Genomic DNA, 11,531 nt, shown 5'->3' with positions numbered 1-11,531 from the left:
CTCTGCCCATGTCACAGGACATGCGCTAGCCTCGCCGCAGAGAATGCGGCGGGGCCGCGCGTTTGAGGGAGTGGGACAATGATCAAGGAATTTCGCGACTTCATTGCCAAGGGCAATGTCATGGACCTCGCCGTGGGGATCATCATCGGCGCGGCCTTCACGGCTATCGTGCAAAGCCTCGTCAACGACCTCATCAACCCGGTGATCGGGCTGATCCTCGGCGGGGTCGATTTCTCCGACATGTACGTGGTGATGTCGGGCGAAGTGCCGGCCGACGCGGGGCTGGCGACGGCCCGCGAGAGCGGGGCCGCGATCTTCGCCTACGGGGCGTTCGTGACGGCGGTGATCAACTTCCTGATCATCGCGCTTGTGGTGTTCATGCTGGTCAAGGCGGTGAACCGGATCAAGGATGCCAAGGTCGAAAAGGGCGAACCCGTGCCGGCGGCGCCGAAGGGCCCGACGCAGGAAGAGCTGCTGACGGATATCCGCGATCTGCTGAAGCCTCGGGGCGAGGCTTAGGCGAGAGGCGTGGTGGGTTTGTAACCTGCCTTCCCCGGCCCGCCACACGCGCCCCGCTCTCACGCCTGCCCGTGGGGTGGCGCCACAACGGCGCCGCTGCGCGCTTTATGCCCGCCACGCCCCTCCCCGCTACCCGCGAAGCGCCAAGCCCAACCAGAGCGCCAGCCCGCGGGGACGGGCAGGCGCTCGCGCGGCGGCCTGAAGGCCTTGATTCCGCGCGGGGGATACAGCCGGAGCGTTGCGACACTCCTCGCGCCTTCAATGCCCCGCCCGGCATCCAACGATGTTGCATCCGTCCTCGCGCCGGGGCATGACCTCGCCCCAAGGGGACCGACCGATGACCTTCCGCGCCCGACATCTCCTCGGCATCGAGCCGCTTGGCCAGGACGAGATCGTGGCGCTGCTCGACCGTGCCGAGATCCATGCCGACCAGATGCGCGACGGCCTCAAGCCCGAGCGCAAGCTCGCCGGGCTCACCCAGATCAACATGTTCTTCGAGGCTTCCACTCGCACGCAGGCGAGCTTCGAGCTGGCCGGCAAGCGGCTCGGCGCCGATGTCATGAACATGTCGATGGCCTCGTCCTCGCTGAAGAAGGGCGAGACGCTGATCGACACCGCCCTCACGCTCAACGCCATGCGGCCCGACCTGCTGGTCGTGCGGCACCCGCATTCCGGCGCCGTCGATCTGCTCGCCCAGAAGGTGAACTGCGCCGTGCTCAACGCCGGCGATGGCCGCCACGAGCACCCCACGCAGGCTTTGCTCGATGCGCTCACCATCCGCCGCGCCAAGGGCCGGCTGCATCGCCTCTCCATCGCCATCTGCGGGGACATCGCCCATAGCCGCGTCGCCCGCTCCAACCTCCTCCTCCTCGGCAAGATGGAGAACCGCCTGCGCCTCGTCGGCCCGCCCACGCTGATGCCGCCGGGCATCGCGGACTTGGGCGTCGAGGTGTTCGAGAGCATGGAGGAAGGGCTGCGCGGCGCCGATGTCGTCATGATGCTCCGCCTGCAGAAAGAGCGCATGGATGGCGGCTTCATCCCCTCCGAGCGCGAGTATTACCACCGCTACGGGCTCGACGCCGCCAAGCTCGCCTATGCCAAGGACGACGCCATCGTCATGCATCCCGGCCCCATGAACCGCGGGGTAGAGATCGACGGCACCATCGCCGACGATATCAACCGCTCCGTCATCCAGACGCAGGTCGAGATGGGCGTCGCCGTGCGCATGGCGGCGATGGAACTGCTGGCGGAAAATCTGAAGACCGCCAATGCCCGGGGCGCCGAAACGGCCACATGAGCGCCGCGCCCGCCAGCTTGGGTCTGGCGAAACCGCGGCGCAGAATGTACGGCATTGCAGCATGGGATCTGGGGCAAGAGGCGGCGAGAACTGATGCGCGAGCCGGATGGGCAGGGCGAGATCGGGCCGGGCGAGACCGTGCTCTGGCAGGGCAGGCCCGACGGCCGCCTGCTCTGGTCGGACATCAAGTCCACCGAAGGTGCCATTGGGGCACTCCTGCTGCTCTTCCCCATCATCCGCATCGTCATCTGGACAACACGCGACGGCGGCCCGTCCGGCCAGATCCCCGTGATCGAGGCCGTCGCGCTGCTCTTCGGGCTCTGGTTCACCGTGGGCCGGATCCTCGCCGATGCGCAGCGCCGGCGCGCCAGCCGATACACTCTGACCGACCGCGCCGCCTATGTGACCGACAGCTTCTTCGGGCAGCATCGCAGCCGCTACCCGCTGCTGGCCGAAAAGCTCGCGGTCGAGGATGACATCACCGGGCTGCAGAACGTGTGGTTCGCCGAATCCGAGTACCGGCAGCGTGCCAGCCGCGATGTGCGCCGCGCCACCGGCTCGTCCATCGCCACCATCTCGGCCCCCGTCGGTTTCCGCCTGATCGAAGAGGGGAGCGAGGTCTACCGGCTCGCCAGCCAGGCGCTGATCGACGCCGCCAACGCCCAGGAAGATGCGGAACACTACCATCCTCGCGATTTGGATGATGGCGAGCCCGAGGGCGACGCGGGCGAATGAGCGACCTGCTGCTGACCAATGCCCGGCTGATCGACCCCGAGGCCGAGGCGCCCGCCCGCGGCGCCCTGCTGATCCGTGGCGGCGAGATTGCCGAAGTGATCGCCGGTGCCGTGGAAGAGGGCGCCTTCCCCGGAACCGAGCGGCTCGATTGCGGCGGCGCCGCCCTTGCCCCCGGTATCGTCGATCTGGGCGTGAAGGTCTCTGAGCCCGGCGAGCGCCATAAGGAGAGCTTCCGCTCCGCCGGCCTCGCCGCCGTGGCGGGCGGCGTGACCACCATGGTCACCCGGCCTGACACGTCCCCCACCATCGACACCCCCGAAGTGCTGGAATTCGTATCCCGCCGCGCCCGCGAGGATTCCCGCGCCCGCGTGCGCCCCATGGCCGCGCTCACCAAGGGACGTGAGGGGCGCGAGATGACCGAGATCGGCTTCCTCATGGATGCCGGCGCGGTCGCCTTCACCGACGGGCTGCGCGTGGTGGAAGACACCAAGGTGTACCAGCGGGCGCTCACCTATGCCCGCGCGCTCGGCACCCTCGTCATCGGCCATGTGCAGGAGCCGGGGCTTTCCGCCGGCGGGGTGGCCACGGCGGGCAAGTTCGCCTCGCTGCGCGGCCTGCCGCATATCAGCCCGATGGCAGAGCGTATGGCGCTCGACCGCGACATCGCCCTGATCGAGATGACCGGGGCGCGCTACCATGCCGACCAGATCACCACCGCCCGCGCCCTGCCGGCGCTGGAGCGGGCCAAGGCCAACGGCTTCGACATCACCGCCGGCATCTCGGTGCATCACCTGACGCTGAACGAGTTCGACGTCGCCGATTACCGCACCTTCTTCAAACTCACCCCGCCCCTGCGCAGCGAGGATGACCGCATGGCAGCGGTGGAGGCCGTCGCCTCTGGCCTGATCGACGTGATCTGCTCGTTCCACACCCCGCAGGACGAGGAATCCAAGCGCCTGCCCTTCGAGGTTGCCGCCTCTGGCGCCGTGGGGCTGGAGACGCTGCTGCCCGCCTCGCTGCGGCTGGTGCATGGCGGCCACCTTGGCCTGACCCAGCTGTTCCGCGCCCTGTCGCGCAACCCGGCCCTGCGGCTGGGCCTGCCAAGCGGTCGGCTGGCGAAGGGCGCGCCGGCGGATCTGGTGCTCTTCGACGAGAACGCGCCCTTCGTGCTCGACCGCGAGACTCTCCACAGCAAATCGCGAAATACCCCGTTTGACGGTGCCCGACTTCAGGGCAAGGTGCTGGGCACCTGGGTCGGCGGAGAAAGAATGTTCGGATGATGTTTCTGCCCGAGATGACGACGCCGCCGCTCTGGCTGCTGCTGCTCACCGTGATGGGCTACCTGCTGGGCTCGATCCCCTTCGGCGTGCTGTTGGCGCGCACGATGGGCCTTGGGGATCTGCGCAAGATCGGCTCGGGCAATATCGGCGCGACCAATGTGCTGCGCACGGGCAACAAGCGCGCCGCAGCGCTGACGCTGATCCTCGACGGCGCCAAGGGTGCCGTAGCGGTGCTGCTGGCCGGCTGGCTGGGCGGGCCCGATGCGGCGCAGCTGGCGGGCTTCGCGGCGCTGCTCGGGCATTGCTTTCCCGTCTGGCTGGGCTTTCGCGGCGGCAAGGGCGTGGCGACCTTCCTTGGCATCCTGCTCGCGCTGGTCTGGCCGCTGGGGCTGATCGCCTGCGTGATCTGGCTCGCCGTCGCGGCGCTGACGCGTTATTCTTCGCTCTCCGCCCTCCTCGCCGCGGCGCTCTCGCCCGTGCTGGCGGCACTGCTGGGCTGGCCCGAGGTGGCGGTGCTGTGCCTTGCGCTGGCGGTGATCATCTTCCTGCGCCATTCCTCCAATATCGCCCGGCTCACCGCCGGGACGGAGCCGAAGATCGGATCGAAGTGATGCGCCGCGCCCTCTGCCTCATCGCCGCCCTGCTGCCCGGTGCCGCGCTGGCGCAGGACGATATCAGCTGGCTGCAGCAGGTCTTCCCCGCCGGGGCCGAGATCGTGGCCGACGCCGCCGAGCAATGCGACCGCGAGACGGACGGCGGCGAGCTGGAGTTTCAGCCCGGCTCGCTGATCGAAGAGGATCTCGATGGCGACAATGCCGGCAACGGGCCGGACGATCTGGTCATAGATTTCAACTACATCTACTGCTCGCGCGCCGCCTCGCTCTGGGGCGGCACCGGCGGCGCGCCGGTGCATTTCGTGCTCGACAGCGGCGCCACGGCGAGCTGGCAGGGCTGGGGCTGGGAGGTGGTTCGGCAGAATTCGTACCTGCCCGCCGTGATCCTGCTGCAGCGCCACGGCACCCATTGCGACAGCTACGGCGCCGCGCCCTGCGTGATGGCCATCGTCGCGGATCGCGGGCAGTTCTACACGCCGGTCTCCGACCAGTAGCCTCGCCTGCGCTTAGCGCGCGGGCAGAACCTCACCGCCCCAAACCCACCAGTCGGGCTGCGCCCGGCCGAGCTCTTCGGCGAGCCGCGCCGCAGCGGAGGCGCTCTCCGCCAGCGCCCAGCAGGTGGCGCCAGAGCCAGACATGCCAGAGGCAGGAGCAGCGGAAAGCGCAGCTCGAGTTGCCGTGATCTCTGGGCAGATCTGCTCCGCCGGGGCCGCCAGATCGTTGCCCGCAGCGGCGAGCCAGGCGCAGAGGCGGGGGAAGTCGATGCCCTCCGGCAGCGCGGGCAACGGCGCACCGAAGCGGCCGTTCAGCGCCTTGAAGACCGGCCCGGTCGGGACCGGCACGCCGGGGTTCGCGAGGACGAGGCCGCAGGCCGGCAGAGCCGGCGCGGGCGCCAGCCGCTCTCCGATGCCGCCCATCAGCTGCGGCGCCGGCGCGGCGAGGCAGACCGGCAGGTCGGCGCCGAGCGCCAGTGCCTCCTCCCCCGAGAGCGGAGCCACGCCCCAGAGCGACGCCAGCCCGGTGATCGCCGCCGCCGCATCCGACGAGCCGCCGCCGATGCCAGCGCCATGCGGCAGATGCTTCGTCAGCGTGATCCGGGCGCCAGCGGTCACACCGCGCGCCCGGCGCAGCGCCTCCGCCGCCTTCAGGACCAGGTTGCCGGAGTCCACGGGCACACCTCCGGCGAACGGTCCCTCCACAACCAGCGAAAGCGCGTCATCCGGCGCGAGGCGAAGCTTGTCCCCCGCCCCGGCGAAGACGGCGAGCGATGACAGCTCGTGGTAGCCATTCGCCCGCCGCCCGGTGACGCGCAGCGCCAGGTTCACCTTGGCCGGCGCGTGCAGCAGCAGCTCGCCCGGTTTCGCCTCGTTCTCCGCCACGCGCTCTCCCTCAGATGCGCTCCAGCAGCGCTTCGAGGCTCTGGTAGCTGGTCTCCATGCCCTGATCCATGCCCGTCGCCAGCATCTGCTCGCGCGCCTCCTGGCTGGGCAGGGTCATCCGCATGGTCATCTTCGTGCCAGTCCCCTCGGGCTCGAAGGTTGTCTCGATCCGGTTGTCGGGCGTGGGATCGGGCAGGTGCATGCGCTCCACATGTACGATGCGGTGCGGCCGCTCCAGCGCGATGAATTCGCCGGTGAGGTAGAAGCTGCCCTGCTCGGGATGCGCCCAGTCGTAGCGGATGTTACCGCCCGGCACGGGCTCGCAGAGGCAATTCGGCATCGTCCAGCCCGGGGGCCCGAGCATCCATTGCTGCACGAGATCGGCCTCTGTGTGCGCGCGGAACAACGCCTCGGGTGGGGCGGCGAAGTGGCGGGTGATGACGACATTGCTGTCGCCCACGCGTTCGAGGGTCAGGGCGCTCATGTCTTGTCTCCGTCATTCGGTGTGAGGGTCTCAAGAAGGCTGTCGAGCCGCGCGTAATTGGCCTCCAGGGCGGTCCGCAGCTGGGCGAGGTAGCTGTCCATATCCGCCAGGGCACCCGGCGCGAGCCGACAGGGCCGGCTGCTGCCGGCCACGCGGCGGGTGATGAGGCCGGCCCCTTCCAGCACCTTGAGGTGATGCGAGATGGCCGGCTGGCTCATCTCGAAGGGGCGGGCGATGTCCTTCACCGTCGCCTCGCCCTCGGCCAGCCGGGCAAGGATGGCGCGGCGCGTGGGGTCGGACAGGGCGGCGAAGGCGGCGTCGAGGGGCATCAATGATTCCGTGATTCTTTATATAAAGGATCATTTATCATTGTGCGCACCTGTCAAGCGCCGTGAAGCCCCCAGCCAGACTTGCCGTCAGCCAGACGGCCACCCATAAATGCGCAAGAGCTTGGGGGGACGGCATGACATCGCATCTGGAGATCTACGAGCTGGCGACCGGAACGGTCACGACGCTGCTCACCACGGAGCAGCTGATCGAGGCGCCGAACTGGGCGCCCGATGGCAGCTACCTGCTGGTCAACGGCGATGGAGGCCTGTTCCAGGTGCCGATGGAGGCGCCGGCGCTGCAGCCCGTCGAGACAGGCGAGGCGGCGAAGCTGAACAACGACCACGGCATCTCGCCCGACGGCACCACCTTCGTCGTCTCGTCGCACACGCCGGGCAAGAGCTGCATCTACACCCTGCCCGCCGGCGGCGGCACGGCCACGCGGGTGACGAAGGACATCCCCTCGTGGTGGCACGGCTGGTCGCCCGATGGCGCCCGGCACACCTATACCGCCGTGCGTGACGATGAATTCTGGATCTGCACCTGCGCGGCGGAGGGCGGCGACGAGCTGCGGGTGACCGGCAGCACCGGCGACCATTACGACGGGCCGGATTACACGCCCGATGGCGCCTTCATATGGTTCAATTCCGACCGCGGCGGCAGCATGGACCTTTGGCGTGTCCGCCCCGACGGCACGGATCTGCAGCAGATGACGCGCGACGAGCGGGTCAACTGGTTCCCCCATCCCCGCCCCACCGGGCCGGAGGTGCTGTATCTCGCCTATGAGGAAGGCGTCACCGGCCATCCGCGCGACCACGATGTCGAGCTGCGCCTGCTGATGCCCGAGACCGGAGAGATCCGCACGCTGGTGTCGCTCTTCGGCGGTCAGGGCTCGATCAACGTGCCCTGCTGGTCGCCCGATGGCAGCCGCTTCGCCTTCATGCGCTACGAGCCGGAATAACCGTCAGGCGGCCGGCGCCTCGACCTTCACCTCGTCGCCCTGCAGGCGGAAGCTGAGCAGAACCATCGGCACCACCAGCGCACAGGCCAGCGAGGTGGCGAGGAAAGAGATATCGCCGAACACGCTGAAGAGCGCGCCGAAACCGGCGATGATGAGCACCGACATCCCCTGCTGCATCACACCGAACAGGCTTTGCGCTTCGGCCGCGACCGTCTCTTCGGTGCGGTTGGCGATGAAATACTGACAGCCGAGCAGCGCACCCGTGAAGGTCATGCTCTGCGTCAGCTGCAGCGGCCAGAGCAGCCAGACCGGCGGCGTCAGCGCCATGGCGCCCCAGCGCAGGCAGGCGCTGGCGGCAGCGAGCAGGATGAGCGTGCGGGCCGAGAAGCGGGCCTCGAGCTTCGACCAGAGCAGCATCGTCGTCGCCTCGGCCGCCGCGCCCAGCGCGACCAGCGCACCGATGGTGGTGCCCGAGATGCCCTGCTCGGCCCAGACCAGGGCGGAAAACGCGTTCATCACCATATGCGTGCCAAGGATGATGGCCCCGCCGACGAGCGGCAGCAGCACCCAGAGCTTGAGCTGGCTGAGCAGCTCGACAGAAAGAACCTTGCCGCTGCCGCTCGGCCGGGCCGCCCCGGCCTCGCGCATCACCGGCAGCCGCCAGGCGTGCCAGAAGCGCAGCGCCGCCGCGGCGAGCAGCAACCAGAGAAAGGCGGTGTCGCCCCAGCGCGAGACGGCCCAGCCGGTGACGAGACAGATGGTGAGGAAGCCCACGGTGCCCAGCCCCCGCACCTGCCCGAAGGAGAAGCCCTTGCGCCGCGACAGCCGGATCGACGCCGCATCGGCCACCGGCCCCACCACGCCGGCGGGCACGGCGGTGAGCATCCACAGGGCAAGCAGCGGCCAGACGGGCCACTCGCGGGCGAGGAACAGCGGAAGCGTGGCGAGGAAGGCGAGCCCGTAGCCAAGCGTGATCGCCTGCTTCCAGTCCTTCGCCCGGTCGGCCAGCCGGCCGAACAGGATCGCCGTCATCAGCATCGCGAAGAAGGGCAGCGAGGTGAAGGCGCCGATCTGGTTGTCGGTAAAGCCCCGGTTTTGCAGGAAGATCGGCAGATAGGTGACGGTGACGGCGGGCACCATGTAGAGCGTCACGTAAAAGCGCGCGACGGCGCGATGCTCGGGGCTCATCTGTGGGGGCCCGCCGCCAAGGTCACAGCTTGATCTGCAGCTTCACATCCGTCGGCCGCCCCTCTGCCGCGCGCTCGAAGGCGGCGACGCTGTCGGCGAACGCGAAGGTCTCCGAGATCAGCGGCTTGAGATCGACCTTGCCCGAGGCGATCAGCGCCACGGCACGGTCGAAGACATTGGCATAGCGGAAGACGGTGTGAATGGTCGCCTCGCGCGCGATGGCGGCATTGGTGTCGAAGGGCACCGGCTCGACCGGCAGGCCCACGAGCACGGCGATGCCGCCGGGGCGCAGGCTGTCGAACATGGTTTTGTAGGCGGGCGGCGCGCCGGCGCATTCGAAGACGATATCGGCGCCCCAGCCATCCGTCGCCTCGGCGACGGCCTCGGCCAGCGGGCGCGCGCGGATGTTGACCGTCTCGATGCCGTCATAGCTGGCGGCGATGGCCAGCTTCTCTTCGGCAAGGTCACCGATGATGACCTTCGAGCAGCCGCCCGCCAGCGCGGCCAGCGCCACCATGATGCCGATCGGTCCGCAGCCGATCACTGCCGCCGTGTCGCCGGGGGTGATGCCCGCCTTGGCCGCGGCCTGCATGCCGATGGCGAAGGGCTCGACCATAGCCCCCTCGGCGAAGCTGACGTGCTCGGGCAGCTTGAAGCAATATTCGGCGGGGTGGGTGACGGTCTTTGTCAGCACGCCATGCACCGGCGGCGTGGCCCAGAAGGTGACGGCGGGGTCGACGTTGTACATCCCCAGCCGGCTCGCCCTGCTGCGCGGGTCGGGCACGCCCGGCTCCATGCACACCCGGTCGCCCACGGCGAGGCCAGTCACCCCCTCGCCCAGCGCGGTGACGGTGCCGGCGGCCTCGTGGCCCAGCACCATGGGCGCCTCGACGACGAACTGGCCGATGCGGCCATGGGTGTAGTAATGCACGTCGCTGCCGCAGATGCCGACCGTGTCGATCTCGATGGCAACCTCGCCGGGGCCCGGCGCCGTTTTCAGCTCGATCTCCCGCAGGGCGAGCTTGCCCTTCTCTTCCAGCACCAGCGCTTCGGCCATCTGTCCCTCACTCACATCACTGCTCCGATTTGCCAGGGCACGAATTCCGCCCCGCCGAAGCCAAGTGCCTCGCTTTTCGTTTCCCTGCCAGAGGCGGTGGCGACCAGCGCCTCGAAGATCTCGCGGCCCTTTTCCTCAATGCTGGTGCCGCCCAGGATATCGCCGCAGTCGATATCCATGTCGCCCTCCATCCGGGCGAACATCTCGCTATTGGTCGCCAGCTTCAGCCCCGGCGCCGGCTTGAAGCCAGAGACCGATCCGCGCCCGGTGGTGAAGGCGATGAGGTTGCTGCCCGCCGCGATCTGCCCGGTGACCGAGACGGGGTCGTAGCCGGGGCTGTCCATGAAGACGAAGCCGGGGCGCGTGGGCCGCTCGGCAAATCCGCAGACCTCGACCAGCGGCGCGGTGCCGCCCTTGGCGACGGCGCCGAGCGATTTCTCGAGGATCGTCGTCAGCCCGCCGCGCTTGTTGCCGGGGGAGGGGTTGTTGTCCATCTTGCCGCCGTGCAGGGCGGCGTAGCGCTCCCACCACGCGATGCGCGCCATCAGCGCCTCGGCGACCTCGGGGCTGGCGGCGCGGGCGGTGAGCAGATGCTCGGCCCCGTAGATCTCGGGCGTTTCGCTGAGCAGCGTCGTGGCGCCGTGGCGCACCAAGAGGTCAGAGGCGGCGCCGAGCGCGGGGTTGGCGGTGATGCCGGAATAGCCGTCTGACCCGCCGCATTGCATGCCGAGCATGAGCTTGGAGAGCGGCGCGGGGGCGCGGCGCGCCCGGTTCGCCACCTCGGCCATCTCGCGGATCTGCGCCACCCCCGCCTCGATGGTGGCCTTGGTGCCGCCGGTCGCCTGAATGGTCATGTAGCGGAAGTTCATGTCCTCGCGCATCCGGCCCTTGCCGACCAGCGCCGGCACCTGCATCGCCTCGCACCCGAGGCCGACAAGCAGGACGCCCCCGAAGTTCGGGTGCTGCACGTAGCCAGAGAGCGTGCGGAAGAGCGTGGCATAGCCCTCGCCCTCCATATCCATCGCGCAGCCGGAGCCGTGGGTGATGGGCACGATGCCGTCGACATGGCTCATCTCGGCGAACCAGGGGCTGCGCTCGACCGCCTCGGCGATAAACTTGGCCACGGAGCCGGAGCAGTTCACTGTCGTGACGATGCCGAGGTAGTTGCGAGTGCCGACCGTGCCATCGGCGCGGTGGTAGCCGTCGAAAGTCCGATGCTCTGTGGCTGGAGGGAGAGGTGCGGCGGTGGAGGTTGCGGTGCCGGAGTGCTCCGCCATGCCGAGGTTGTGGCTGTGGACATGGGAGCCCGGGGCAATGGGCGCCGTGGCCTGGCCGATCACCTGGCCGTAGCGGCGGACAATGTCGCCAGGGGTGAGGGGCCGTAGCGCGAGCTTGTGGCCGCGCTTGACCGGCTCGGCGAGGCGCACGCCTTCGACCTCTGTTCCCGGGGGGAGGTCGGCGAGGGCGATGGCCACGTCGTCGTCGGGGTGCAGGCGCAGGGCGGTAGGCATTGGGGCTCGAGGATTGTCAGACAATCCTTCTTAGCGCTGGCGGCGGGGCAGAACAATGCGCGGCGCTCTGCCTCGCTGCGAATTGTGCCGGCGGAATGTGGCCTTACCTCGCCGTTCGCCTTCAGAAGACGCTTGCGACCGAAGACCACCTCTCACGCCGGCCCGTGGGGTTGCGCCTC

Annotated in this window: 13 protein-coding genes; 7 read left to right on the top strand and 6 right to left on the bottom strand. The window is 69.0% G+C overall.

Annotated elements, in window-relative coordinates:
- The first annotated feature begins 78 nt into the window (after positions 1 to 78).
- From mscL to ACXN5S_RS02700, 6 genes are all read left to right on the top strand, one after another.
- Positions 79 to 519 (top strand): large conductance mechanosensitive channel protein MscL, encoded by a 441-nt coding sequence (gene mscL, locus ACXN5S_RS02725; protein ID WP_458603846.1) that lies wholly within the window; start codon positions 79 to 81, stop codon positions 517 to 519.
- A gap of 337 nt (positions 520 to 856) precedes the next feature.
- The gene (locus ACXN5S_RS02720; protein ID WP_458603845.1) at positions 857 to 1,816 is read left to right on the top strand and encodes an aspartate carbamoyltransferase catalytic subunit; all 960 of its coding nucleotides are present in this window, start codon (positions 857 to 859) and stop codon (positions 1,814 to 1,816) included.
- 93 nt (positions 1,817 to 1,909) lie between these two features.
- Complete coding sequence (locus ACXN5S_RS02715) at positions 1,910 to 2,551, top strand: hypothetical protein (RefSeq protein ID WP_458603844.1); 642 nt, start codon at positions 1,910 to 1,912, stop codon at positions 2,549 to 2,551.
- Positions 2,548 to 3,831, top strand: a complete 1,284-nt coding sequence (pyrC, locus tag ACXN5S_RS02710; RefSeq protein ID WP_458603843.1) for a dihydroorotase — start codon at positions 2,548 to 2,550, stop codon at positions 3,829 to 3,831. The genes ACXN5S_RS02715 and pyrC overlap by 4 nt, the downstream gene beginning before the upstream one ends.
- On the top strand, positions 3,828 to 4,442 hold the full coding sequence (gene plsY / locus ACXN5S_RS02705) for a glycerol-3-phosphate 1-O-acyltransferase PlsY (RefSeq protein ID WP_458603842.1): 615 nt from the start codon (positions 3,828 to 3,830) through the stop codon (positions 4,440 to 4,442). The genes pyrC and plsY overlap by 4 nt, the downstream gene beginning before the upstream one ends.
- On the top strand, positions 4,442 to 4,939 hold the full coding sequence (locus ACXN5S_RS02700; protein ID WP_458603841.1) for a hypothetical protein: 498 nt from the start codon (positions 4,442 to 4,444) through the stop codon (positions 4,937 to 4,939). The genes plsY and ACXN5S_RS02700 overlap by 1 nt, the downstream gene beginning before the upstream one ends.
- Positions 4,940 to 4,951: 12 nt before the next feature.
- On the opposite strand, the gene ACXN5S_RS02695 is transcribed toward ACXN5S_RS02700, so the two are convergent.
- Genes ACXN5S_RS02695 through ACXN5S_RS02685 form a run of 3 tightly spaced genes read right to left on the bottom strand, consistent with a single transcriptional unit; the run spans position 4,952 to position 6,637 of the window.
- Positions 4,952 to 5,824: a 4-(cytidine 5'-diphospho)-2-C-methyl-D-erythritol kinase gene (locus tag ACXN5S_RS02695; RefSeq protein ID WP_458603840.1), complete on the bottom strand. Its 873-nt coding sequence runs from the start codon at positions 5,822 to 5,824 to the stop codon at positions 4,952 to 4,954.
- A gap of 10 nt (positions 5,825 to 5,834) precedes the next feature.
- Complete coding sequence (locus tag ACXN5S_RS02690; protein ID WP_458603839.1) at positions 5,835 to 6,308, bottom strand: SRPBCC domain-containing protein; 474 nt, start codon at positions 6,306 to 6,308, stop codon at positions 5,835 to 5,837.
- Positions 6,305 to 6,637, bottom strand: coding sequence for an ArsR/SmtB family transcription factor (locus ACXN5S_RS02685; protein ID WP_458603838.1), 333 nt, complete (start codon positions 6,635 to 6,637; stop codon positions 6,305 to 6,307). The genes ACXN5S_RS02690 and ACXN5S_RS02685 overlap by 4 nt, the downstream gene beginning before the upstream one ends.
- Before the next feature lie 134 nt (positions 6,638 to 6,771).
- Here ACXN5S_RS02685 and ACXN5S_RS02680 point away from each other — a divergent pair, with 134 nt between their 5' ends.
- The gene (locus ACXN5S_RS02680) at positions 6,772 to 7,596 is read left to right on the top strand and encodes a TolB family protein (protein ID WP_458603837.1); all 825 of its coding nucleotides are present in this window, start codon (positions 6,772 to 6,774) and stop codon (positions 7,594 to 7,596) included.
- Positions 7,597 to 7,599: 3 nt separating this feature from the next.
- Here the strand turns inward: ACXN5S_RS02680 and ACXN5S_RS02675 are convergent, their stop codons facing one another.
- The 3 genes from ACXN5S_RS02675 to ACXN5S_RS02665 are packed head-to-tail and all read right to left on the bottom strand — an operon-like array spanning position 7,600 to position 11,352.
- Positions 7,600 to 8,784 carry an MFS transporter gene (locus tag ACXN5S_RS02675; RefSeq protein ID WP_458603836.1) on the bottom strand — a complete coding sequence of 395 codons (1,185 nt, stop codon included), beginning with the start codon at positions 8,782 to 8,784 and terminating at the stop codon, positions 7,600 to 7,602.
- A 22-nt stretch (positions 8,785 to 8,806) separates the two neighbouring features.
- Entirely contained in the window at positions 8,807 to 9,841 is a 1,035-nt protein-coding gene (locus ACXN5S_RS02670) for an NAD(P)-dependent alcohol dehydrogenase (RefSeq protein ID WP_458604074.1), read from the bottom strand.
- A gap of 11 nt (positions 9,842 to 9,852) precedes the next feature.
- A complete protein-coding gene (locus ACXN5S_RS02665; protein WP_458603835.1) occupies positions 9,853 to 11,352 on the bottom strand; it encodes a UxaA family hydrolase in 1,500 nt (499 codons plus the stop codon).
- Positions 11,353 to 11,531: the final 179 nt, after the last annotated feature.

Source organism: Pseudoroseicyclus sp. H15 (assembly GCF_054353345.1).
This window is presented reverse-complemented; position numbering and strand designations above follow the sequence as displayed.